The following is a 25,883-nucleotide window of genomic DNA, read 5'->3' on the forward strand; positions in this document are numbered from 1 at the left end:
ACGAAAAAACACATTCGTCCCTTTCCTAGGGATGAGTGTGTTTTTTTATGGAATTAGAGATTGAAGATTAAAAATAATTAAAAAATAGTATTGATTTTGTTGTTTATGCGAGTATAATGAATTAACAAATAAACATGAGCGAAAAAGTAACGATAAGGACACGGAATCATTTTTACGGTTTACAGAGAGGGAAGCCAAGGGTGTGAGCTTCCTAACACGAGAAATGATTTTACCACCTTTGAACTTCAATAGTGAACGAGTAATCTAGTAATTATTGACGGAATCAGCCGTTATCTGAACTTGAGCAATCTAGGGAGAAATACGTCTAGATTGGAACAAGGGTGGAACCACGAAAACACATTCGTCCCTTTCCTAGGGATGGGTGTGTTTTTTTATTACTTTGAAAGGAGGTGCAGTAACATGAAACGATTTGTACGTACGGAAATAACCACCACCTGCATGATTAAAAAACAGAGCAAGGTGATTGATAGAGATAAAAAATAAAATTGTAGGAGGAGATTAGAAAATGAATAACGTTATTAATGTTGGGGTGTTAGGCTTAGGTACGGTCGGTAGTGGTGTTGTCCATATTTTGAAAGAACATTATAAAAAAATTGCACTTGATACAGGGTATGAAGTGAAGGTAAAGACAGTCGTTGTACGTGACTTGAAAAAAGAACGTGATGTTTGCATTGATGGAATCGTAGTAACAAGTCATGTCGATGAAGTTCTAAATGATCCAAATATTGATATTGTAGTAGAGGTAATGGGCGGAATTGAAGAAGCAAAGCAACATATTGTTAAGGCTTTACGAAATAAAAAACATGTCGTAACAGCAAATAAAGATTTAATGGCTGTATACGGTGCGGAACTTCTCCACCTGGCGAACGAAAATGATTGTGATCTATGTTATGAAGCAAGTGTAGCGGGCGGTATTCCGGTGTTAAGGGGATTAACAGATGGATTAGCTTCAGATCAAATTGAAAAAATAATGGGAATTGTAAATGGCACAACAAATTATATGTTAACAAAGATGAGTCAAAAGGGATGGTCGTATGAAGAGGCTTTACAAGAAGCCCAAAAATTAGGTTTTGCAGAATCGGATCCAACAGCGGATGTAGATGGGCTAGATGCGGCGAGAAAGGTAGCCATTCTTGCAAACTTAGGTTTTTCGATGAATGTTTCTTTAGATGATGTACAAGTAAGAGGGATTCGAAAGATCGAAAAAGAAGATCTACAAATGGCTGAAAAGTTAGGGTTTACTATGAAATTAATTGGGAAAGCAGAGAAACAAGGATCAGCCATTCATTTAAGTGTAGAACCGACACTTTTACCAAGCCATCATCCATTATCGAATGTAAATAATGAATTTAATGCAGTATATGTTCACGGTCAAGCGGTAGGAGAAGTAATGTTTTACGGCCCTGGAGCTGGGAAGTTACCGACTGGTTCTGCTGTAGTAAGTGATATTATTTCAATCGTTAAAAGTATGAATCAAGTTCCGAAAAATAAAAGTGCGTTAAAAGAACCAGAACCGTATGAATTACAAGGAGATGAAGAAGTCGTTTCGAAATATTTCTTACGTATTTCATTACGAGATGAACCTGGGATGTTACAAAAAATAACAGAATGTTTCGTTAATTATTCCGTAAGTTTAAAAGAAGTTATTCAATTACCTTTAAATCGTGAACTTGCAGAAGTCGTTGTTGTGACACATCAAACTTCAAAGTATCAATTCGAACGAGTACTAGGAGCGATAGAAAATGTCGCAAGTGAAATAAACAGTTATTACATTATTGAGGAGGAAAAACAATATGTATAAAGGATTATTAAAACAGTATGCTTCTTATTTACCGGTGAATGAAAATACACCTGATGTGAGCTTAATGGAAGGAAACACACCGCTTATTCCGTTATTAAATATATCAAAACAATTAGGAATTCAGTTATACGGTAAGTATGAAGGAGCGAATCCGACAGGTTCTTTTAAAGATCGTGGTATGGTAATGGCTGTTGCGAAGGCGAAAGAAGAAGGTTCGGAGGCAATTATTTGTGCATCAACAGGTAATACTTCGGCATCGGCCGCAGCATACGCGGCACGCCTTGGAATGAAATGTATAATCGTAATCCCTGAAGGAAAGATTGCACATGGAAAATTAGCGCAAGCAGTCGCCTATGGAGCTGAAATCATTTCAATAGAAGGAAATTTTGATGATGCACTTAAGGCTGTAAGAAATATTGCTGCGGAAGAGCCGATTACATTAGTAAACTCAGTGAATCCTTATCGAATTGAAGGGCAAAAGACAGCAGCATTTGAAATTTGTGACCAGTTGCAAAGTGCACCAGATGTTTTAGCGATTCCTGTTGGGAATGCCGGAAATATTACAGCATACTGGAAAGGTTTCTGTGAATATGAGAAAGAAAAAGGCTATAAGAAGCCAAGAATTCACGGATTTGAAGCAGAAGGAGCGGCAGCAATTGTAAAAGGACATGTCATTGAAGAACCTGAAACAATTGCAACAGCGATTCGTATCGGTAACCCCGCAAGTTGGTCATATGCAGTAGAGGCTGCTGAACAGTCTCACGGTGAAATAGATATGGTATCAGATGAAGAAATTTTACATGCGTATAGATTATTAGCAAAAACGGAAGGGGTTTTCGCTGAGCCGGGATCAAATGCTTCATTAGCAGGTGTAATTAAACATGTTCAATCTGGAAAAATCAAAAAAGGAGAGACAGTTGTTGCAGTTTTAACTGGAAACGGCTTGAAAGATCCTGATATCGCAATTTCTTCTAATACATTAGACATTGCAAGTGTTTCAAATAATATAGAACAAATTAAAGAACATATTAAAGGGGTGATTATGTCGTGATACCATTAAGTATTCGTGTTCCTGCTAGTACAGCGAATGTTGGACCTGGATTTGATTCAGTAGGAATAGCTTTATCATTATATTTAGATGTAGTGGTAAAAGAAAAAGCTGATAGATGGCAAGTAATCCATTCCTTTGAAGAATCAATTCCGACAGATGATAAAAATTTAATCGTTAGCACGGCATGTAAAGTATGTCCTTCTTTATCACCTCATATAATAGAAGTTACTAGTAATATCCCGCTTACAAGAGGACTAGGAAGTAGTGCATCAGCAATTGTAGCAGGGATAGAGCTTGCGAATCAACTTGGCAACTTAAACTTAACGACTGATCAAAAAGTTCAAATTGCAACAAATTTTGAAGGGCATCCAGATAATGTTGCGGCTTCTATATTAGGAGGAACTGTAATCGGAGCACTTGATGGAAAGAATGTTTCGGTTGTAAGAATTGAAAGTAAGGAATTAGGTGTAATTTCTCTTATTCCAAATGAAGAGTTAAATACAGAGGAAAGCCGATCTGTATTACCAGATGTGTTTCCGTTTCATGAAGCAGTTAAGGCTAGTGCAATCAGCAACGTATTAGTAGCTGCGTTTTGTCAAAAGAAGTGGGAAGTTGTAGGTGAAATGATGGAAAGAGATCATTTTCACGAGCCGTATCGTTTAGAACTCGTACCGCTATTACCATCAATTCGTAAATGTGCAAAAGAGTTTGGAGCATACGGCACAGCGCTTAGTGGTGCAGGTCCATCCATTTTTATATTGACGCCATATGATAAACGTCAAGAAATTGCTGAGCAATTAGCGAGAGTATTTACGTCTATGAAAGTGTGTGAGCTAGAAATCGATCATAGAGGCATTATTGTAAATAAAGAAGAACATATAGGGATAAAAAAAAGCTAGCATTGCTAGCTTTTTTTGTTGTAAATATCTTTTCAGTGGGCATATAAAAGAAAAGTAATAATGTATAATTTAGTAAAGCGTGTATTCATTTGGAGGCGATCGTATGAGGAAAGAGTCACCAGAAGAAAAAAGAGAACGTATAAGGCAAAGTGAATTGAAAAATAATCCTACCGGTTCTTTACATGATGGATTAAACAGAGCTGAATCAGGTAGTCCAGTTGATATGACAGGTGGTATGAATTGGAAAGGTACAGCGCTCGTAATTTTAGTGCTAGTTTTAGGCTATATTATATACACTTCTTTTTTTAGTTAAGAAATGCACGTTAAAGTTATGAATTATTTGCTTTTATAAGTAGTGAGGATGAAAAAACACGGTTATTGTACTACATATATTTTAAGAAGGTTAAAGTTGTCCATACACACTTATTTATAATACTCAAAATAGAGCTAGTGTTATGCTAGTTCTATTTTTTTGCCACATTCCTGTAACAAAGCCCCTGTATATTCAGTGGTGGAGGTGCAGAAGATGAAAAAAATGATAGCAATATGTCTTCTTACAACGATGTCATTTTCGACTTTAGTCGGGTGTGATGTAAAAGGTAACAAGGCTGTACAAGAGTCTAAAGTTAAGAAAGCGACGTATAAAGAGTTTACTTACGATGTAAATCCAGAGACTTTCATGTTAACTGTAGAACATGATGGTGTAAAGGAACAGGCGTCACAGCCGTTACCGAAAATGAAGGTGTCGAATGTAAAAAAAGACACGGATCGCACATCTTGGGAATATCCAGATCAAAAAGTAAAAGTGAATCTAGAAAAGAAAAAAGATCACTTAAATATTGAAGTGGAATCGACTGGTGCAGAAAGCTTTACGTGGCCGAAAGCACAAGCTGAAAACTATACACTTCCGTTATGGGAAGGTAAGAAAATTCCGAGTAATGATGAAAATTGGAAGAAGTTTTTAAAGGATGATGCATATTCATTTGCTGAATCATTTTCTATGAAGTTTTTTGCGTTAAATGGTTCGAAATATTCCATTGTATATATTGCGAACAATATGTTTAATAATGAATTGAAATTTCATTCGGATCCGAAAATAGGATTTGATTTTATACATGAATTCCCGAGCATAAATAAAAATAAAACATATGGATTTCAATTATATGTGACAAATAATGATGCAGTGAGTATTGCTAAACTGTATAAGGATAATATTGCTGGAAAAGGTGAATTTAAAACATTACAAGAAAAGGCTAGAAAAAATAAAGAGATTGAAAAACTTTATGGTGCGGCTCATTTTTATTTTTGGAATCAAAATGGTTTGTCTGACAGTAACATAAATTGGCCTAAAATAAGAGAGCAAATAAATAGTCCTGTGTTTAGTCATATAAAAGGGCTTATTCAAAAGAATAGTTCGGAGCCTGGAGAACTGAGTGTGTTTGAGCAAGTAAGTAAACAAGATTTCATTGATAAGTACCAAAAAAATGTTATTTTGCGTTATATAAATGAAGTATTATCAATGAAGGAATTGTATAAAAAGGATATTTTCCAAAATGTTGATCAGAACGCTAGTGAGTTATTAAACAAAGGGGTAGATCACTTATCGAAGATGGAGTTATATAACTTAAATAAGCATGTATTAAAGTCGGCGCTCGGTGATGCGGTTGAAGAAGTAAGTAAATGGGGTAACGCAGATGGAACGGATATTATAAAGGAAATGAAAGCAGCAGGAATAGACAATGCATGGATTGGGCTACCGAATTGGGAACAAGGGTATATGCAGCCTGATTTCGTGACAGAAGCTAAGAAAATAGGATATTTAGTTGGTCCGTATGATTCTTATCATTCTATTCACGAAAAAGCAGATAAAAATTGGAATACAGCTTCTTTTCAGGATCCATCGCTATATGAAGAGGCAACTGTGACGAAGAAAAATGGAGAAAAAGTGCAAGGATTTTTAGGTAGAGGGCGAAAGTTAAATCCAACTTTATCTCTTCCTAGTGTAAAAGAGCGAATGAACGATATATTACAAAATGGACCTAAATATAATTCATGGTTTATTGATTGTGATGCAACAGGTGAAATTTATGATGATTATTCGGCCAAACATATAACGACACAAGAACAAGATTTAAAAGCAAGGTTGCAACGAATGGACTATATTGCGCAAGAAAAAGGTATGGTAGTTGGCTCAGAAGGCGGAAATGACTTTGCAAGTAGCACGATTGCATTTGCTCACGGTATTGAAACACCGGTTATTAAATGGGACGATGAAGATATGAGGAAAAATAAAACAAGTCCGTATTATGTAGGGGGATATTGGTCACCGAATCAAAATGTTCCAGAAAAATATGCAAAACAAGTACCGTTAAAAGAAGAATATAAACAAGTATATTTAAATCCAGTATATTCGGTACCGTTATATAAATTAGTATACAACGATTCTGTAATTACAACGCATCACTGGGAATGGGGAAGTTTGAAAGTAAAAGATGAGGTAGGAAACCGTATGTTATACGAATTATTGTATAATGTTCCTCCGTTGTACCATTTAGATGAAGTAGAGTGGAATAAGCATAAACAAGAAATTACGCAGCATCTGAAAGTTTGGAATGAAGTTCATGAAAAGGCAGTAAAAGAAGAAATGACGAACTTTGCATATTTGTCAGATGATAAATTAGTTCAATCTGCTTCTTATGGAAAAGATATTAAAATTATTGTGAATTTCTCGAATGAAGAGATAGAAATAGAAAAGACGAAAATAAAAGCAAAAGCCGCTTTCATTTATAATCATGGGAAGAAAACAATGTATACACCGCTTGAGAAAAAATAATATGAACTATACATTATTATATTCATACAGATTACATTACTAATTTCTCTCTTTGTTATCCACTATTTTCCATGTGGAAATCGAACAATTCGAGATAAATAAATTTATAAAACTATATTTTCGAATGTTACGAAGTGCTAAATATTTGAAGTTGGAAAATAGTGACTTGCCAAAAATAAGCACGAGAGTATAATGTGAAATGGAATACATATTGGATTCATCATGTAACCTTACAAAAATGTAAGGTGTTTGAAAGGAAATTCAATATGAAGAATACTAGACATACATTATACTAGGGAAAGAGAAAGAGAGGCGAATGAAGATGAGCTCTGAATTAGAACAAAATACGAGAAGCAATAAAAAACGTTCTAAAAGAAGGTCAATAAAATGGTTCATTTTAATTCCATTTTTCCTACTTATTTTTGGAGGAGTAGGATATGGATCATTAATATATAATAAAGCAAAAGCTGTTGTAAGTGATGCGTATGCACAAATTGATAAATCATCAAAACGTGATAAAGAAGTTGAGCCTTTAAAGGATAACATCTCTATTTTAATTATGGGTGTAGATGGTAGTGAAATGCGAAAAAGTCAATATGGTGAAGCTGTTCGCACAGATGCACTTTTATTAGCAACAATTAATAAAGATGATAAATCAGTTAAATTAGTAAGTATTCCGCGTGATTCACGTGTATATATTCCATCTAGAAAGAAATTAGATAAAATTACACACGCACATGTATTTGGTGGTGTTGAAAGTACACGAGATACAGTGGAAAGATTTTTAAATGTTCCTGTTGATTATTATGTGAAGTTTAACTTTGAATCATTCGTACAAATTGTCGATTCACTTGGTGGTATTGATATTGATGTACCTGTTACTTTCACAGAGCAAGATAGTAAAGACCAAGCGGGTATGATTCATTTAGAAAAAGGCTTCCAACATTTAAATGGAGAACAAGCACTTGCACTTGCAAGAACGCGTAAAATTGATAGTGACGCAATGCGTGGACAAAGACAACAACTTGTAATAGAAGCAATTGCAAAAAAAGCGATGTCTGTGCAATCAATTAGCAAAATGGGTTCTTTACTTGATGCGGTTGATAAAAATATGAAAACGAACTTAACTTTCGATGATATGCTTGCGATTACAAAAAATATGGCAGGATCTAATTTAGAAATGGAAAAAATGCAAATAGAAGGTACGGATAAACGTATCGGAGGTATTTATTATTACATTCCAAACGAAAAAAATGTAAAAGATATTTCGAAAAAATTAAATGATCATCTAGGTGTAACACCAAAACCAGTTCGAAACGAATAATAAAAAAAGATTGGCTTTCGCCAATCTTTTTTTATCGGAATGGATTTGTAACTTTTCTGTAACGATTTTTTATTTTATAAAAATTATACTCATATGTATGAGAATATTGGAGAAGCAAAAAGTAAAGAAAAATAGTGAAAATCTGTAATAAGGAAAGATATCATATGCAGAAATGGATAGGCATTATGGGAATCATTTTTATGTTGACTGGATGTAAGATGTCTGAAGCTCCAACAAGTTTAATGGGTGCTCCTGCCAATGAAAAATGGATTAATGAACTAAAAGAGCAAATAGATAAAGATTTGCCTGTTAATTATCGATTGCTTACTCCAATGTCTAATAAAGATAAACAAATGATTTGGTCAATGGATTTTAAACAAGATAATAAGAAAGAAGCCATCTTATTTTATAAATTACCGAATGAAGATCATAGCGTATATTTAGCTGTCTATGAAGAAGTTGGAAATGGATGGAAAGTAAAGTCCACGCATAGATTTGATGGTGGAGATGTGGATATCGTTGAAGTCGGTGATTTTACAGGGAACGGGAAGCGAGAGTTATTAATCGGAATTTCTGTAAGTCGTGAATCGTTAGAGCATGTTATGTATGTTTTTTCGGAAGAAAATGAAGATATGAAGGAAATATATAATCGAAGTTATACGAAGTTATTCATAGAGGATCTAAATAAAAATGGACTGAAAGATATAAGCCTTGTTACGTATGAAAAAGATGAGAAGTTGACAGTTGAGTTTATGGAACAATTTAAAACTTTGTCTGAAGCATCATTCGATCCATTTATAAATAGCATTCAAAGAATACAAATGGGGCGTATTTCTAAATCACTAAAGGCTGTTGTAATTGATGCAGGAGTTGGCGCCCATTCAGGGATAACATATGTAGCAAAATTTGATAAGGGTCATTATGAGCCACTACCTATAGATGGGAAAGAAGATTTATTCAATGATTATGTAGTCGAAAGCAAAGATATAAATGAAGACGGCATTATTGAATTTGTTCGTACAGTGCGTCCAAAAGGTTGGGAAGAAGTATCATACGGAGAGAGTACGATGTTTGAACGTTATATTCAGTGGAGTGAAGATGGAATTAAACCGATGGAAGAAAGATATATAAATATAGAGAAAGGTTATTTTGTCAAAATCCCACAAGCGTTAATTGGAAAAATAACTGTTCCAGTTCAGCAAGAGGCATCAGATGTTCAAAAATTTATAGATACTACGACAAATGAACTATGGCTTGAAGTTCATATATTTAAACGGAAAGAATGGTTCAAAATAAAAGGATACGAGGCAGCAGTTAAAACCGCTTCTCACGTATATGCTGTACCGCAACAGCCACATTTTGAAAAAGTGAAAGCATATGTAAAACCGCTAGCGGATTATCAACAAGAGTAGGGAGGTGGAAATTATGCCAACAATTTTAGTTTTAGAAGATGAAATGCCTATTCGTAGTTTTATCGTCTTGAATTTGAAACGTGCTGGATTTTGTGTGTTAGAAGCTAGTACGGGAGAAGAGGCGTTACAGATTTTATGTGAACATACTGTTGATGTAGCATTGCTTGATGTAATGTTACCAGGAATTGATGGTTTTCAAGTTTGTAAATCCATCCGGGAAGAAAATAAAAAAATAGGTATTATTATGTTAACCGCACGCGTACAAAATGAAGATAAAGTACAAGGACTAGGAATTGGTGCAGATGATTACATCGCAAAGCCGTTTAGTCCAGTGGAATTAACTGCACGTATACAATCGTTACTAAGAAGAATAGAAGTACATGATGAAAAAGCGAATACGATCATATCTGGCCCGTTTTCGTTAAATGTCATAGAAGAAAGATTATATAAAAGTGGAAAATTAGTTGATTTAACCCCTACAGAGTATATGATATTACAGTATTTAATGAATCAGGCTTCAAAGCCGGTTTCACGTGATGAAATTTTAAATATGATTTGGGGAACGAATTACGTAGGTGAGACGAAAGTAGTAGATGTAAATATGAGGCGGTTACGTCAAAAGATAGAATGTAATCCATCAGAACCTGAATTTATTCTTACTGTGTGGGGAAAAGGATATGTGTGGAAGGAAAGTATAAGATGAAAAGAAAAGTGACTTTATATTTTATGACGGTCATTATACTTATGCTTGTATTATTTGAAGTCGTATTTTCAGCCTCCATTTATCGATATTATTATAATGGTATTGTGCAATATGTAGAATCTCATGCGAAGACAAGTACACGATTTTTCTCTGAATACAATTCCCTATACTTTATTCGTTTGCAAGAATACAGCGGGGATATAATTGAGAGCTTTCAGTTAGAAGGAACTGAATTACAATTAATTGATCGACATGGTACGATTATACAGTCGTCAAGTGGACAAAAGGTAGAAGGTAAAGTAGTTATTCCGTATTCGTTACTAGAAGGAGAGATGTACCATCAAGTGACTGCTACGAAAGACGATGTGAAACAATTGGAAGTGATTAGTCCACTTATTCATCAAGGACAAACGATCGGTGTTTTGAAATATACAACTGTTTTAACGAATGTAAATGCAAAGATTATTGAAATTATTATGTTTACTATTTCAGTTGGAATTGTCATTTCTGGTATCGTATTCTTAATTAGTAGACGATTAGCGAATTCGTTTGTTAAACCTATCGAATCTATTATTCATGCTTCTTCACAAATTGCAGAAGGTACATTAAAGGAGAAAATTAAAGAGGATTATCCAGGTGAATTAGGTGAGTTAGCATATAGTTTAAATCATATGTCTAATAAAATAGAAAAAGCGGAACAGATGAAAAATGAATTCATTGCTTCTATTTCTCATGAAATACGAACGCCTTTAACTGGAATTAAAGGTTGGAGTGAGACGTTAAAAACGGTAGATTATTTAACAGAAGAAGAGATAAAGCAAGGCATGGGGATTATTTCAGGTGAGACAGACCGTTTGATTCATTTAGTAGAAGAATTGCTAGATTTTTCAAGATTACAATCAAATCATTTTAATTTATATAAACAAAATGTGCAAATGTACGATATACTAGAGGAGACGATTTGGCAATTAACTCCTAACGCTGAAGAGAAACAAATTCAATTTATTAATACGATAGAAAGAATTGAATTGATGGGAGATCGAAATAGGCTAAAGCAAATTTTCTTGAATATCGTTCAAAATGCTATTAAATATTCACATGAAAAAGGTACAATTCACATTGAAGCGACTAAAAATGAAGGACAAGCAGTGATAAAGGTGAAGGACGAAGGGATTGGAATTGCTAAAGAGCATTTATCATATATAGAACAGCCATTTTACCAGATTAATAACAATGCTACAGGTGCAGGTCTTGGTTTAGCTATCGTAAAAAAAATGGTAGAGCTTCATGGAGGTACACTTAGTTTTATAAGTAAAGAAGGAATAGGAACAACGATTTTGATAAAACTCCCATTATAATACATATATAGGTCTGTTTATATAGTGTAATACAATAAATAGATGTATAATTATATTGGGTGATTTATATATAAGATTAATAGGGAGAGGAATTCGATAGAATGGAAAAAGCTTTTAAAATTAAACGAGTAGTAGTCGTTTTAATAGCGATTGCAGCAGTAGCTATTGGGTATTTCATGTTTCAATCCATTACTTCACCAGCAAAGGCTGTTGCAAAACAAGAAAACGTAGTACAGCTTGCAAGTGAACAACCGAAAGTAGAAATGAATAAAACGGCACCAAGTCGTTTTAATGGAAAAGAAAGAAAAGTTGCTTATCTTACATTTGATGATGGCCCAGGGAAATATACGGCTGAATTGTTAAATATGTTAAAACAGCATGATGCGAAGGCGACTTTCTTTTTAATTGGAGCGAATGTAAAAGAATTTCCGGATTTAGTGAAACGTGAAAATGCAGAGGGTCATTATGTAGGTATGCATAGTATGACACATAATTTTGCGAAGTTATATAAAAATGGCGAGTATGTAAATGAAATGAAAGAAGATCAAAGCTTAATCGCAAATATTATTGGAAAATCACCTAAATTAACACGTCCACCATACGGTTCGATGCCTGGATTAAATGAAGGTCTTCGAAATAAAGTGGTAGAGGGCGGTTTTAAAGTATGGGATTGGACAATTGATTCATTAGATTGGAAATATAACAAAATGCAAGTTGATGCAGCGGCAGCACAAATTGCTCAAAACGTAATAACACATGCAACAAAACCACAGGAAGTTATTTTAATGCATGACATTCACCCACAATCAGTTGCTGCTGTGCCAGCAATTTTAAAAGGGTTAAAAGAAAAGGGTTATGAGTTTGAAGCTTATCATGAAGAGAGTCACTTCCCAGTGAATTTCTGGCATGATAACCGTATGTAATGGAGGAATGAACGTTGAAGTATGGAAAAGTAGCAGTAGTTGGAGCACTATCAGTAGGACTATTAACAGGTTGTTTCGGTGAAAAACCAGAAGAAAATCTATATACAGCTTTTGAAACAGCAGCGACACAAGAAAAATCATTAGTTGATGAAGCGAAGAAGTTAGAGAAATTAGAGAATGAAGGTCAAGAACTATATTCTCAAATTTTACAAGAAGGTAAAGATCATAATGACGCTGTTATGAAGAAGATAGAGCAAGCTACTGCGAATGTAGATGACCGTGAAAAAGTATTAAAAACTGAGAAAGAGATGCTAGAAAAAGCTCAGAAAGAAACAAAATCTGTTCAAGGAAATATAGAGAAGCTTGAAGATAAGAAGTTACAAAAACAAGCGAAAGCAGTAGAAGAGTCGTATAAAAAACGTTATGATGCATTCCAAAAAATGAATGAAAATTATACGAAGGCGTTAGCGACTGAAAAAGAACTGTATGAAAAATTAAAAGTAAAAGAAACGAAATTAAAAGAGATTGGTGAAAAAGTTAAGGCTGTTAATGAATTAACTGTGGAAGCACAAAAATCAAAAGAGCAATTTAACAATTTTACAAAAGAGTATAATGACAGTAAATTAGCATTCTACAAAGATGCAGAGATTAAGATTAAAGATCAGAAATAAAGAAGAATCTTAAGCATAATAAAAAGCCGGAGAAACATCGTTACAAATGTTTTTTCGGCTTTTTACGTTAAATGAATAGAAAAGACTGGAATTGATATCATAAAAGAGTTATAGTGAATTATTCCAAGGGAAACATTGTAAAGTAAGGAGAATGGAAATATGTCATATGAATTTTTACTCAAATTAGGTTTAGCACTCTTTTTAGGATTATTCATCGGGATAGATAGGCAGCTAAAGAATAAACCGCTTGGTGTGAAAACAAGTATGGTTATTTCTGTAGCAAGTTGTTTAATTACGATGGTTTCAATTGAAGCCGTACATGTATATTCTGTTCCAGGGCATACAAATATGGATCCAATGCGTCTAGCTGCTCAAATTGTGAGTGGGATTGGTTTTCTTGGGGCAGGTGTTATTTTACGAAGAAGTAATGATGTTATTTCTGGATTAACGACAGCTTCTATGGTGTGGGCTGCTTCAGCTTTAGGTATAGCAATTGGGGCGGGCTTTTATTTACAAGCGACGGTTGCTATGATATTAATTATTTTAGCAATTAACGTACTTCCACAACTTGTGAAAATTGCAGGTCCGTATTCATTAAGACAAAAGGATTTATCTATAAAAATTACTGTAAAAGAGCATCATGAGTTAGATGGTATATTTAAGCAAATTAAAAATTTAGGTATGCATGTGAAACGAGTGAAAATTAAAGATATAGATAGTGGAGCATTTCAACAACTGGAAATGGTTATTTTAGCTCCAGAAGATTTATATACAACAGAGTTGTATAGTTCCCTGAAAGAGATTGATCGTGTTGTTTCAGTTGAAGTGGAAAGTAGATAATTGTGATAAAAAAGAGTGAATTTACTTCACTCTTTTTTATTTGGATTTTTAAGGAAATAAATTGATATAATGATGAATAACAAGGGGGAGAAATGATGGAAATACATATTAGAAGAGCGATAAAAGATGATATACGAGGTATAGCAAAGGTGCATGTTGATAGCTGGAAAACAACGTATAAAGGGATATTTGCTGACGAATTTTTAGAGAATATAACATATGAGCAACGAGAAAAACAATGGGAAAACATTTTTCAACAAGTAGATAAATACCAATATAGATTTGTAGCAGAGACGTCAGATGAAACAATAATCGGATTCATTGACGGGGGAGTGGAAAGAAGTGGTGCATATAATTGTGATGGGGAATTATATGCAATCTACCTTTTACAAGAGTACCAAGGAATGAAAATAGGACAAAAGTTATTTCAAGCTCTATTATCAGAATGTATAAATAATGATATGCAATCACTTTTAGTATGGGTTGTTACGAATAACCCTTCTAAAAACTTTTATGAAAAATTTAATCCAGAAAAAATTGATACAAAATTTTTAGAGCGAGTACAGGTAGAAGAGACAGCCTATTGTTGGAGGGATATAAATAATATTATTATGTAAACTTATTCTTTGAAAGAGGTATGCCAATTAAGGTATATCTCTTTTGTTTAACTATTTTGGATGGATTACTAATGAAAAATAGTAAGTATGTAGTTTGAAATTGAGTATTTTTTTTCGTGAATTTTTAACTAGATTAAAGAAAAGATAGAAAACAAGAAAAATTAAATTAGATAAAAAAATTCTGAAATATACTATTGAATTGAATATTATTATCAATTAGAATCATAATTGATAACGATATTCAATTGTTGTTTATTATATAAAATTTCGATAGCTTTAATATAAAGAGGAGGAACAACATGCAGCATGCGAAACAAATCGCAGAACATGCAACATTACAAAGTTTTTTAAACTGTTATTTAAGGGAAACAGGGAGTGGAGAATGGATTACAGAGGATGAAAAAATGAAAAGTATCTTCAGTAATACGTTGAATAGAGATATAGTCCCCACATATTTATATTGTCGGCTATCGGCGCAGAACGTTACTTTGTATGGAGAAGTTATATATAAATCAGCAACAGATCGCCATTTGTTTGGAGAACAATTTTATTATCAAATGGGAGAAAATAAGAATGTTATAAAAGCAGATTACGTTACAGTTATTACATTCTTAATAAAAGAGATGTCTATCAACTACGGAGAAGGGACGAATCCTGCTGAACTTATGCTTCGAGTTATTCGTAGTTGTCAAAATATTGAAGAATTTACAAAGGAGAGAATAGAAGATACATCTGCATTATACGGTTTCCATACATCCTTTATAGAAGCGGAGCAATCTTTATTATTTGGACATTTAACTCATCCAACCCCAAAGAGTAGACAAGGTATTTTGGAATGGAAAAGCGCGATGTATTCTCCAGAATTAAAAGGAGAATGTCAGCTTCATTATTTTAGGGCACATAAAAGTATAGTAAATGAAAAATCATTATTGTTAGATTCTACAACAGTAATTCTAAAAGAAGAGTTACGTAATGATGAGATGGTTTGTAAAGAATTTATATCGAAGTATTGTAATGAAGATGAATATTCATTACTTCCAATTCATCCGCTTCAGGCAGAATGGCTATTACACCAATCATACGTACAGGATTGGATAGATCAAGGAGTACTTGAATATATTGGTCCTGTCGGTAAGTATTATATGGCAACATCATCACTTAGGACGTTATATCATCCCCAATCAAAATATATGCTTAAGTTTTCATTTCCAGTAAAAGTAACAAATTCAATGCGTATTAATAAATTGAAGGAACTAGAGAGTGGTCTTGAAGGAAAGGAAATGCTAAATACAGCAATTGGTGAAGTGTTAGAGAAGTTTCCAGGTTTTGATTTTATTTGTGATCCAGCATTTATTACATTAAATTACGGGGCAAAAGAATCTGGATTTGAAGTAATTATACGAGAGAATCCTTTTTATGGTGAACATGCCAATAACGCTACTTTAATTGCTGGATTAGTGCAAGATGCTATACCTGGGGAACGTACTCGTTTATCAAATATTATTCATCGACTAGCAGATTTAGAAGGTAGAAGCTGTGAAGAAGTAAGTTTAGATTGGTTTAGACGATATATGAATATTTCTTTAAAGCCGATGGTATGGATGTACTTATGTTATGGTGTTGGATTAGAAGCTCATCAGCAAAATAGCGTTGTTCAGCTAAAGGATGGTTATCCGGTCAAATATTATTTCCGTGATAATCAAGGGTTTTATTTCTGTAATTCAATGAAAGAGATGCTTAATAATGAGTTGGCTGGCATTGGAGAACGTACTGGAAATTTATATGACGATTATATTGTAGATGAGAGATTTCGTTACTACTTAATTTTCAATCATATGTTTGGACTCGTTAATGGATTTGGCACAGCAGGATTAATTAAGGAGGAAATTCTTCTCTCGGAATTAAGATCTGTACTTGAATTGTTCCTTCCGTATAACCGTGAACCTTCTACCTTTTTAAGAGAATTGTTAGAAGAGGATAAGTTGGCATGTAAAGCAAATTTATTAACGAGATTTTTCGATGTCGATGAGTTAAGTAATCCTTTAGAACAAGCAATTTACGTACAGGTACAGAATCCGCTCGTTAGAGAAGTGGCTGTCCGTTCATAAGTAACGTTAAAATTTCACGTAATACAAATAATGGTATTTTTCATAAGGTGGAGGAGTTATGAGAGTGGACATGTATCATACGAGGATATTGAAAGCGCTTGAATCAGAAGATTACATTTCAGTACGAAGAAGAGTGTTACGTCAATTAGTAGAGTCGTTAATTTATGAGGGGATTATTACACCAATTCGCATAGAAAACGAAGAACAAATTCTTTTTCTTATACAAGGACTTGATGAGGACAACAAAAGTGTCACGTATGAATGTTACGGAAGAGAACGAATGACATTTGGACGTATCTCTTTAGATTCATTAGTAATAAGAGTTCAAGAGGAAAAACAAGAAATACAATCAGTTTCGCAATTTTTAGAAGAAGTTTTTCGGATTGTTAACGTGGAAAAAACGAAATTAGATTCTTTTATTCATGAATTAGAACAAACGATATTTAAAGACACGATTGCACAATATGAAAGACATAATAAGGTGAAATATACCCAAAAATCGTACGATGACTTTGAAAGCCATTTAATAGATGGTCATCCATATCATCCTGGCTATAAAGCACGCATTGGATTTCAATATCGTGACAATTTTCAATATGGATATGAATTTATGAGGCCAATAAAACTCATATGGATTGCAGCTCATAAGAAATATGCGATTGTAGGTTATGAAAATGAAATGATCTATGACAATATTTTAAAAGGTGAGATAGGCGCGCATACATTAGAAACGTTTATGGAACGAATTCACAGTGCGGGATGTAATCCAAAACAGTACGTGTTTATACCTGTTCATCCTTGGCAGTGGGAGAATTTCATCATTCCAAATTACGCTGATCATATACAGGATAAAAATATAATTTATTTAGGACAATCAGCGGATGATTATTACGCGCAACAATCGATGAGGACGTTGAGAAATGTTACGAATCCAAAGAGACCATATGTAAAGTTATCGCTGAACATACTTAACACTTCAACACTCCGTACGCTGAAACCATATTCAGTTGTGAGTGCACCAGCTATATCGAATTGGTTAAGTGATGTCGTAAGTCAGGATTCTTATTTAAGGGATGAATCGCGTATTATTTTGTTAAAGGAATTTTCGAGTGTAACGTATGATACGAATAAGAAAGCCACATATGGTTCATTAGGATGCATTTGGCGTGAAAGCGTTCATAAATATTTAGATGAACAAGAGGATGCGGTTCCCTTTAACGGCTTATATGCAAAAGAGAAAGACGGGACACCAGTTATTGATGCATGGTTAAACAAATATGGGATTGAAAATTGGCTACGATTACTGATTCAAAAAGCAATCATACCAGTTATACATCTTGTTGTAGAGCATGGAATCGCATTAGAATCACACGGACAAAATATGATTTTAGTTCATAAAGAAGGGCTACCTGTCCGTATTGCATTAAAGGATTTCCATGAAGGACTTGAGTTTTATCGTCCATTCTTAACAGAAATGAATAAATGTCCAGACTTTACTAAAATGCATAAAACGTATGTGAATGGAAAAATGAATGATTTCTTTGAAATGAATCGTATTGAATGTTTACAAGAGATGGTATTAGATGCACTGTTCTTATTTAATGTAGGAGAATTAGCTTTCGTACTTGCAGACGAATATGATTGGAAAGAAGAAATTTTTTGGGTGATAGTCGTCGAAGAAATTGAAAATCATTTTAGAAAATATCCACACTTGAAAGATAGATTTGAAAGTATTCAGCTATACACTCCTACATTCTATGCTGAGCAATTAACGAAGCGACGATTATATATGGATGTGGAATCGCTTGTTCATGAAGTTCCAAATCCATTGTATAGAGCAAGCCAACTTATGAAACAAAAATCAGTTGTTACAGGGGGAAATTATGCTAATCGTTAATAAACAAGAGTATAGCAAAAGTGATTTTGATTTGAGATTACAAGTTTATGAGGAAATGGAACAATTTCAAAAAGCAGCAGGAAATAGATTCGCGCTTTGTCTGAAAGATCCATTCGATATTATTACGCTTGTGTTTTTCTTAAAAGAAAAGAAATCATCAGTATTGCTTATACATGAAGATACGCCAAAAGAAACGGCTATTGAAATGGCAAAGCGTGCAAATTGTATCGGGATATTATATGGAGAATATCCCGATTTTACGAAATTACAAGTAGTGAACGCTTTACTAGAAGAGCCTTCTTTATTGCAATATAGTTCTGGAACTACGGGAGAACCAAAACTGATTCGTAGAGCATGGACGGAAGTGGATACAGAAATTACTGCTTATAATGAAGCTTTAAACTGTGAAGAGGATGAAGTGCCGATCGTTATGGCTCCTGTTTCACATTCATACGGATTAATATGTGGTACGTTATCTGCAATTACGCGGGGAAGCAAACCTATCATCATTACGAATAAAAATCCTAAATTCGCATTAAATATAGTTCGCAATACAGAAAAACATATCATTTATGCAGTACCGCTTATGTTACATATTATGGGGAGTTTCCCACAAGGAACGTTTCAGTTTCATAAAATTATGACATCCGGAGCACCTTTACCAGAAGTATTATTTTATAAACTAAAAGAAATGACAACATATATGATGCAGCAATACGGTTGTTCTGAAGCAGGTTGTATTAGTATATGTCATGATATGAAAAGCCATTTAGATTTAGGTAATCCACTACCTCATGCGAGTATAAGTATAGGTTCAGATGAAAATATGCCCGAAGAAATCGTAGTGAAAATGAAAGATAAGGAAATTTTCACGAAAGATTTGGGGTATAAATCTGAGCATGGTCTTCATTTTATGGGGCGCATGGATGATGTGATTAACGTTTCAGGATTAAAAGTCTTTCCGATAGAGGTAGAAGAAACAATGCTTCGACTAGAAGGCGTTCAAGAGGCAATTGTATATCGAGGGAAACATCCTGTGATGGGCGAAGTTGTTAAAGCGAAAGTAATCTCTCATGTTGATCCAGTACGAATAAGAGAATGGTGTATGCAGCATTTACCATCTTATAAAGTTCCGCATGAGATTGAAAGTGTAACTGAAATTCCGAAAAATAAAACTGGAAAAGTAAGTAGAAAATTACTAGAGATGGGAGAGGTTACAACATGAGACGTGAAACATTAAAAAATGAAGTGTTGAAAATTATGACAGAAAAAATGGAGCTAAAAAATGTAACGCATTTAGAAGAAACGATGCGTTTAAACCAAGATTTATATATAGATTCGGTAATGATGTTACAACTCATAGTCTACATAGAAATGGATGTAAAGCTATGCGTTCCAGAGGATGAGGTAGACCCAAAAGCATTTCTTACTGTAGGATCTTTGCTTGATTTTATGGAGGAGTTACAGCCGGTATAAGAAGTAAATGTGAATAATTAACCTTTAGGAAAGTGGATGAGAATATGACTTCAATTAAAGTTCACTGTTTAGTGAGTTGTTTTTGTGAAATTATAAAAAGGCGTAGCGATATAGATTTCCGTCCATTTTATTTTGGATTATGGGACGGAGATTTTGATATAACAGAAGGCGGCATTATCTCGTATCACTCCGAAAATATTAATCATGATAATTATTTATTATGGTATGAAAAATTGTACGGTATGAAAGTGAACGAATGGTATGATCATGCAAAAGATAAAGATAGCAATGTAGAAACGTTTTTACAATTAGTAGAAAACAAGCCAGAAAATCGCTATGTCATTGTAATGGTTGATATGTCTCTATTGCCAGAGAGGGAAAATAAATTCCATCAAAAACCGTTTCCGCATTATTTAATGATATCGAAGACAGAGAAAGAAGAAGAATGGTTCATGCTAGATCCTGATTTTCGCTGGGAAGGGAATATGGAAAGAGAAAAAGTGCTTCACTCTGTTCAAGATAACCCATTTGGTGGAGGGTATTTCATTGATGTAGAAGAAGTTCAGGAGCCAACAGAAGAAATGGTAGCGAGTTATTTCATAGAAACTTTCAAAAGAAATGGCAATGAACTGACTATGGAATTGAAAAATTTAATTATAAAAATGGCAAATGAAGAAGAAGGTTATTCGCTTTCGGGTCTTGTAGCGGCAGTGAAGCAAATACCAGTACTTGCAATTCGTAAATATAGTTATGAACATGCCTTTGCATACTTCCGTGAAACGTTGCAATATTCGGAGCAAGAGTTTGATTATTGGTGTGATCGGGTAGAGGATATTGTACAAGGATTTACAAATGTACAGTATCGAGCAATTAAAATGGCAATGACGAATAATAAAGGCATGTTATTATCAATTGTTGAAAAGTTGGATGAAATGAATGCAATTGAACTGCAAATTAAGGCTGAATTAGAGAGACAGTTTTTATCATGGAAAGAAATGAAAACAAACCAGTCTATATTAGCGTTTTAAAAACCTAACTGAATTTAAGATAAGGGAGTTCAAACCTATGAAATATTCATTATGTACTATTTCCTTTCGTCATCAATTAATTTCATTTACTGATATTGTTCAATTTGCATATGAAAACGGTTTTGAAGGAATTGAATTGTGGGGGACTCATGCACAAAATTTGTATATGCAAGAGTATGAAACGACAGAACGAGAATTGAATTGTTTAAAGGATAAAAACTTGGAAATTACGATGATAAGTGATTACTTAGACATATCATTATCGGCAGATTTTGAAAAAACGATAGAGAAATGTGAACAACTTGCAATATTAGCTAATTGGTTTAAAACAAACAAAATTCGTACGTTTGCTGGACAAAAAGGTAGCGAAGATTTCTCGGAACAGGAGAGAAAAGAGTATGTGAATCGTATTCGCATGATTTGTGAAGTATTTGCTCAGCATAATATGTATGTACTTTTAGAAACACATCCAAATACGTTAACGGATACGCTGCCTTCTACTTTGGAATTATTAGGAGAAGTAGATCATCCGAATTTGAAAATAAACCTTGATTTTCTTCATATATGGGAGTCTGGTGCAGATCCAATAGACAGCTTCCATCGACTAAAGCCGTGGATACAACATTACCATTTTAAGAATATATCGTCAGCAGATTATTTGCATGTGTTTGAACCAAATAATGTATATGCAGCAGCGGGAAGTCGAATTGGTATGGTTCCATTATTTGAAGGGGTGGTAAATTATGATGAGATTATTCAGGAAGTGAGAGATACTGACCATTTTGCTTCACTCGAATGGTTTGGACATCATGCGAAAGATATATTAAAAGAAGAAATGAAAGTATTAACAAATAGAAATTTAGAAGTAGTAACTTCTTAATATAAAATGATGTAAGAGTCTCTCATTGTAGAGACTCTTTTTTTAAAAATATAAATAACCAAAAATTACCATGTATTTAAATTAAAATTTAACACAATTTATATATAAATAAGGAGGTGATTGGTAATGGCTAGAAATCGTAATTCTAATCAATTAGCATCACATGGAGCACAAGCAGCTTTAGATCAAATGAAATATGAAATTGCACAAGAATTTGGTGTACAACTTGGAGCTGACACTTCTTCACGTGCAAACGGTTCTGTAGGCGGTGAAATTACAAAACGTCTAGTAGCGATGGCAGAACAACAACTTGGTGGCGGATATACTCGCTAATTGTAGAAGGTTATAGGAGAAAGGAAGGATTCTTCCTTTCTTTTTTTTTTCAATTAATTGGTATGAATATATTGCGAACTGGATTCAAAGAATAGAAATAATACTATATTTTCCCCAATTTCTTTTGTTGTAAATGGGAATTAGTAAAGATGTAATAGCCCTGGTGGAATGAAAAATTACGTTCCAGCGGGGCTATTATATGGTCAGAAATATACGATGAAAGGGTTCCGAAGCCAACATGTTAAAAAAAGAAAACTGTTGTTTAATTGCGCTTGCATCAGTTCCACTTGTTATGACATTAGGGAATTCAATGCTCATTCCAATCCTACCGACTATCGAAAAGAAATTACATATTTCATCGTTTCAAGTATCCATGATTATTACAATTTACTCTATTGTAGCCATTTTACTTATACCGATTGCTGGTTATTTATCAGATAGATGGGGACGAAAGATGATAATGGTTCCGAGTTTGCTGATTGCGGCTATAGGAGGAGCGATAACTGGTTGGGTATCATGGAAAGTTGATAATCCCTACACTTGGATATTGATCGGTAGAGCGATTCAAGGTATTGGTGCTGCTGGTGCAATGCCAGTTGTTATACCGTGTGTTGGTGATTTATACAAAGATGAAAAACAAGTTAGTACAGGTTTAGGAATTATTGAAACATCCAATACATTTGGAAAAGTGCTGAGCCCTATTTTAGGATCTGCTCTTGCTGCCATTGTATGGTTCTTACCATTTTGGGCAATTCCAGTTTTATGCATAGTATCAATTGTTTTATTACTTGTTCTAGTGAAGGCAAAGAAACAAGAAGGAGAAGTGCCACCACTTAAAGAGTTTATAAAATCTATTATCTCTACGTTTCGAGAAAAGGGAAGATGGTTAATTGCCATTTTTGTATTAGGTGCAATTATTATGCTTATTTTATTTGGAATTCTCTTTTATTTGTCGACGATACTGGAATCAAAGTATGACATACATGGTATATGGAAAGGTTGTGTACTTGCTATCCCGTTACTTGTATTGTCACTTAGTTCATATATGGCGGGTAAAAAAATTGGAGATAATCAAAATGTAATGAAGAAGTGTATTTATATTGGTTTTTTAATGGCAGCTGCATCAGTCATCATTCCTTTATTTATAAAAGGGATTTATTTACTACTTCTTTGTCTCATTATTATGGGGATAGGAATTGGTATGGCACTCCCATGTTTAGACGCCCTAATTACACAAGGAATTGAAAAGGAGCAAAGGGGGACAGTTACGTCATTTTATAGTTCCATGCGATTTATTGGTGTAGCAGCTGGACCACCTCTATACTCTTTTTTCATGAAAGGTGCTGACCATGAAGTGTTTTATGTAACAAGTATTTTCGCTGGTATCGGTGCTGTTATAGCAATGATTTGGATTAAACCAGAAAAAGATGCAAAGACGGTAAAACAGAAAACGGAACCTACTTCATAATTTGTAAGAGAATTGCATGGTGTTTTAAGGAACATGCAATTCTCTTTCGTTTATTAAGAATACATAACTTGTTTTAACATATAAAGCGCGACACCCCAAATGATGAGACCCGAAAACTTGTTTAATAATACGATTGTCTTTCCAGTTGAGTCCATTCTTTTTAGAAATTTCCCTGCTAAGGCTAAGCTTATAAACCAAATCCAAGAAACGATAATAGTTGCAAGTGTGAAAGCCCATTTTTCACTTCCTATGTATTGAATAGAATTTGTTCCGATTACACCGATTGTATCTAAAATTGCATGTGGATTTAATAACGAAACCGATGCAGCGAAAAGGATTTGCTTTTTTAATGGCATGCTGTTTTCTTGTTTTATATCGTTGGAAGGGTTACTTCTCCAAATAACAAAGCCCATATATAGGAGAAAGAAAAATCCAATTATATATAACGTGTTAGTTAGCCAAGAAAAAGTAAGGAGTACAAGGGAGACACCCTGCACCGCAATCAATATGAGTAACGTATCACATATAGAGGCAGTTAATACTACAGGGGCTGCCCTCCAAATGTTTGGTTGGCTCGCACCTTGGTTAAAGACGAAAACATTTTGGACACCTAATGGAATGATAAGACCAAATGCAAGAATGATACCATGAATAATCGCTTCACTCATCATATTACCTCCTATTTTAATTCAGTATGATAGTGTATATTGTATAGAAGAAATGAAAATTTGTATCCATCCATATGGTTGGAGAGGTTACCAACCAAAAAGAATATAAGGTGATATGATGGAAAGATTCGTTTGGAAACCAAATATGTCTCTAGCGACTCCTCTGTATAAACAAATAGAAACGTATATAAAAGAAAGAATCGTTAATGGAGAATGGACTGTTGGAACGAAATTACCTTCACAAAGAGATTTGGCACATACATTCGGTGTGAACCGGAGTACAATTGTAATGGCTTTCGATGAACTAGTGGCAAAGGGATACATTGAAGGGAATGGCAGGAAAGGAACAATTGTTGTAAATAATAATGAGAATGCTTCAACGTACGCGCCTCCGCCTAATTGGCAGTCTTATGTAGAAACAGGACTTCATTATCCGAATTTGCCTGCTATTCAAGAGATTAATCAAGCTGAATTTTATCCGCATGTAATTCGTTTAGGAACCGGGGAGCTCGCGCCAAGTCTTTTACCTGAAAAAAAGATGAAAGGGATTATGAATAAGCTTTTATCATCAAAGGTGACACTTGGCTATGAAGAGCCGAAAGGAAGTCTCTCTTTAAGGGAAAAGATTGCGGACTATTTAAAAGGACATGGTATAGATGTAACTCCTGATTCTATACTAATTGTTTCAGGAGCTATTCAAGCGTTGCAACTTATTTCTATGGGGCTTCTTCCAAAAGGGGCATCCATCTTATTAGAAAAACCATCTTATTTATATTCTCTTAATGTTTTTCAATCAGCAGGAATGCGTTTAATTGGTATACCAATGAATGAGCACGGTTTACATGCATCATATATTACAAAATATAAGAAGCAATTTAATGCATCTATTTTATATACAATCCCGTCTTTTCATAATCCGACGAACTTTAGTATGAATGCGAAGAAACGAATAGAAGTGATGGAAATATGTAACGAAATTGGTTTGCCAATTATAGAAGACGCGGTGTACCAAGACTTATGGTTTGATGAGCCTGTTTCAAAGCCTTTAAAAGCATATGATAAAAACGGAATTGTACTACATATTGGGAGTATGTCTAAAGTCATTAGTCCAGGATTAAGAATTGGATGGATTGTTGGATCTGAGCCAGTCATTCAAAGATTGGCAGACATAAAAATGCAAACAGATTATGGTTCAAGTTCTATATCCCAGCAAATTGCAGCGGAATGGTTTGCAGATGGATTGTATGATGAACATTTACAGTTTGTAAGAACTAAGTTGAAAAAACGTAGAGATTTTATGTTGCAAATGTTAGAGAAATATTGTCGTGATATAGCAACATGGTATGAACCGACAGGTGGTTTTTATATTTGGTTACATATGAATGTACCCGTTTCGAACCGTAGCTTATTCGACAAAGCTTTGAAAGAAAAGATTTTATTAAATCCAGGTACTTTGTATGATAGAAGTGCAAACCAATTTTTGCGTCTATCCTATTCATACGCAACGTTAGAAGAAATTGAAATAGGTATCAAAAAACTTGCACAACTAATGAAAAAGTAAGAGGAGAAAAT

At 34.1% G+C, this 25,883-nt stretch carries 23 protein-coding genes and 2 other annotated features (1 of these 25 cut by a window edge); of the genes, 22 read left to right on the forward strand and 1 reads right to left on the reverse strand.

What is annotated here, in order from left to right; genetic code table 11:
- Positions 1 to 25 (forward strand) — a binding site (T-box leader) (it extends 209 nt beyond the left edge of the window).
- Positions 26 to 140: 115 nt separating this feature from the next.
- Positions 141 to 372: a binding site (T-box leader), on the forward strand.
- Between the two features lie 154 nt (positions 373 to 526).
- From J0835_RS09625 to J0835_RS09725, 21 genes are all read left to right on the forward strand, one after another.
- Positions 527 to 1,822, forward strand: coding sequence for a homoserine dehydrogenase (locus J0835_RS09625; protein WP_087980253.1), 1,296 nt, complete (start codon positions 527 to 529; stop codon positions 1,820 to 1,822).
- Complete coding sequence (thrC, locus tag J0835_RS09630) at positions 1,815 to 2,873, forward strand: threonine synthase (RefSeq protein WP_000276442.1); 1,059 nt, start codon at positions 1,815 to 1,817, stop codon at positions 2,871 to 2,873. The genes J0835_RS09625 and thrC overlap by 8 nt, the downstream gene beginning before the upstream one ends.
- Complete coding sequence (gene thrB / locus J0835_RS09635) at positions 2,870 to 3,772, forward strand: homoserine kinase (RefSeq protein ID WP_087980254.1); 903 nt, start codon at positions 2,870 to 2,872, stop codon at positions 3,770 to 3,772. The genes thrC and thrB overlap by 4 nt, the downstream gene beginning before the upstream one ends.
- 103 nt (positions 3,773 to 3,875) lie before the next feature.
- Positions 3,876 to 4,085: a DUF6366 family protein gene (locus J0835_RS09640; protein WP_087980255.1), complete on the forward strand. Its 210-nt coding sequence runs from the start codon at positions 3,876 to 3,878 to the stop codon at positions 4,083 to 4,085.
- Positions 4,086 to 4,298: 213 nt separating this feature from the next.
- Positions 4,299 to 6,605, forward strand: coding sequence for a glycoside hydrolase (locus J0835_RS09645; protein WP_333728120.1), 2,307 nt, complete (start codon positions 4,299 to 4,301; stop codon positions 6,603 to 6,605).
- Positions 6,606 to 6,927: 322 nt separating this feature from the next.
- Positions 6,928 to 7,929, forward strand: a complete 1,002-nt coding sequence (locus tag J0835_RS09650; protein WP_046959173.1) for an LCP family protein — start codon at positions 6,928 to 6,930, stop codon at positions 7,927 to 7,929.
- 164 nt (positions 7,930 to 8,093) lie between these two features.
- Positions 8,094 to 9,341: a hypothetical protein gene (locus J0835_RS09655; protein WP_087980257.1), complete on the forward strand. Its 1,248-nt coding sequence runs from the start codon at positions 8,094 to 8,096 to the stop codon at positions 9,339 to 9,341.
- A gap of 13 nt (positions 9,342 to 9,354) precedes the next feature.
- Positions 9,355 to 10,044 (forward strand): response regulator transcription factor, encoded by a 690-nt coding sequence (locus J0835_RS09660; protein ID WP_087980258.1) that lies wholly within the window; start codon positions 9,355 to 9,357, stop codon positions 10,042 to 10,044.
- A complete protein-coding gene (locus J0835_RS09665; protein WP_087980259.1) occupies positions 10,041 to 11,402 on the forward strand; it encodes a sensor histidine kinase in 1,362 nt (453 codons plus the stop codon). The genes J0835_RS09660 and J0835_RS09665 overlap by 4 nt, the downstream gene beginning before the upstream one ends.
- Before the next feature lie 101 nt (positions 11,403 to 11,503).
- Positions 11,504 to 12,325, forward strand: coding sequence for a peptidoglycan-N-acetylglucosamine deacetylase (locus J0835_RS09670; protein WP_000409390.1), 822 nt, complete (start codon positions 11,504 to 11,506; stop codon positions 12,323 to 12,325).
- 14 nt (positions 12,326 to 12,339) lie between these two features.
- Entirely contained in the window at positions 12,340 to 12,996 is a 657-nt protein-coding gene (locus J0835_RS09675) for a YkyA family protein (protein WP_087980260.1), read from the forward strand.
- 159 nt (positions 12,997 to 13,155) lie between these two features.
- Positions 13,156 to 13,836 carry an MgtC/SapB family protein gene (locus J0835_RS09680; RefSeq protein WP_000119503.1) on the forward strand — a complete coding sequence of 227 codons (681 nt, stop codon included), beginning with the start codon at positions 13,156 to 13,158 and terminating at the stop codon, positions 13,834 to 13,836.
- Between the two features lie 95 nt (positions 13,837 to 13,931).
- Positions 13,932 to 14,453 (forward strand): GNAT family N-acetyltransferase, encoded by a 522-nt coding sequence (locus tag J0835_RS09685; protein ID WP_140386738.1) that lies wholly within the window; start codon positions 13,932 to 13,934, stop codon positions 14,451 to 14,453.
- Positions 14,454 to 14,752: 299 nt separating this feature from the next.
- The gene (locus J0835_RS09690; protein WP_087980262.1) at positions 14,753 to 16,561 is read left to right on the forward strand and encodes an IucA/IucC family protein; all 1,809 of its coding nucleotides are present in this window, start codon (positions 14,753 to 14,755) and stop codon (positions 16,559 to 16,561) included.
- A 58-nt stretch (positions 16,562 to 16,619) separates the two neighbouring features.
- Positions 16,620 to 18,458 carry an IucA/IucC family protein gene (locus J0835_RS09695; RefSeq protein WP_140386739.1) on the forward strand — a complete coding sequence of 613 codons (1,839 nt, stop codon included), beginning with the start codon at positions 16,620 to 16,622 and terminating at the stop codon, positions 18,456 to 18,458.
- On the forward strand, positions 18,445 to 19,683 hold the full coding sequence (gene asbC / locus J0835_RS09700) for a 3,4-dihydroxybenzoic acid-AMP ligase AsbC (RefSeq protein ID WP_087980263.1): 1,239 nt from the start codon (positions 18,445 to 18,447) through the stop codon (positions 19,681 to 19,683). The genes J0835_RS09695 and asbC overlap by 14 nt, the downstream gene beginning before the upstream one ends.
- Entirely contained in the window at positions 19,680 to 19,934 is a 255-nt protein-coding gene (asbD, locus tag J0835_RS09705) for a petrobactin biosynthesis protein AsbD (protein ID WP_001250756.1), read from the forward strand. Before asbC ends, asbD begins: the two co-directional genes overlap by 4 nt.
- 44 nt (positions 19,935 to 19,978) lie before the next feature.
- Entirely contained in the window at positions 19,979 to 20,962 is a 984-nt protein-coding gene (asbE, locus tag J0835_RS09710; protein WP_140386740.1) for a petrobactin biosynthesis protein AsbE, read from the forward strand.
- 37 nt (positions 20,963 to 20,999) lie between these two features.
- Positions 21,000 to 21,842 (forward strand): petrobactin biosynthesis 3-dehydroshikimate dehydratase AsbF, encoded by an 843-nt coding sequence (gene asbF, locus J0835_RS09715; RefSeq protein ID WP_087980265.1) that lies wholly within the window; start codon positions 21,000 to 21,002, stop codon positions 21,840 to 21,842.
- Between the two features lie 126 nt (positions 21,843 to 21,968).
- Positions 21,969 to 22,175, forward strand: coding sequence for an alpha/beta-type small acid-soluble spore protein (locus tag J0835_RS09720; protein ID WP_000113545.1), 207 nt, complete (start codon positions 21,969 to 21,971; stop codon positions 22,173 to 22,175).
- Between the two features lie 238 nt (positions 22,176 to 22,413).
- Positions 22,414 to 23,643, forward strand: a complete 1,230-nt coding sequence (locus tag J0835_RS09725) for an MFS transporter (RefSeq protein WP_087980266.1) — start codon at positions 22,414 to 22,416, stop codon at positions 23,641 to 23,643.
- A gap of 53 nt (positions 23,644 to 23,696) precedes the next feature.
- On the opposite strand, the gene J0835_RS09730 is transcribed toward J0835_RS09725, so the two are convergent.
- Positions 23,697 to 24,311: a LysE/ArgO family amino acid transporter gene (locus J0835_RS09730; RefSeq protein ID WP_001287309.1), complete on the reverse strand. Its 615-nt coding sequence runs from the start codon at positions 24,309 to 24,311 to the stop codon at positions 23,697 to 23,699.
- A 118-nt stretch (positions 24,312 to 24,429) separates the two neighbouring features.
- Here J0835_RS09730 and J0835_RS09735 point away from each other — a divergent pair, with 118 nt between their 5' ends.
- On the forward strand, positions 24,430 to 25,872 hold the full coding sequence (locus J0835_RS09735) for an aminotransferase-like domain-containing protein (RefSeq protein WP_087980267.1): 1,443 nt from the start codon (positions 24,430 to 24,432) through the stop codon (positions 25,870 to 25,872).
- Positions 25,873 to 25,883 lie beyond the last annotated feature (11 nt).

The organism is Bacillus cereus group sp. Sample62 (genome assembly GCF_036851315.1).
Taxonomy (GTDB): Bacteria; Bacillota; Bacilli; order Bacillales; family Bacillaceae_G; genus Bacillus_A; species Bacillus_A wiedmannii.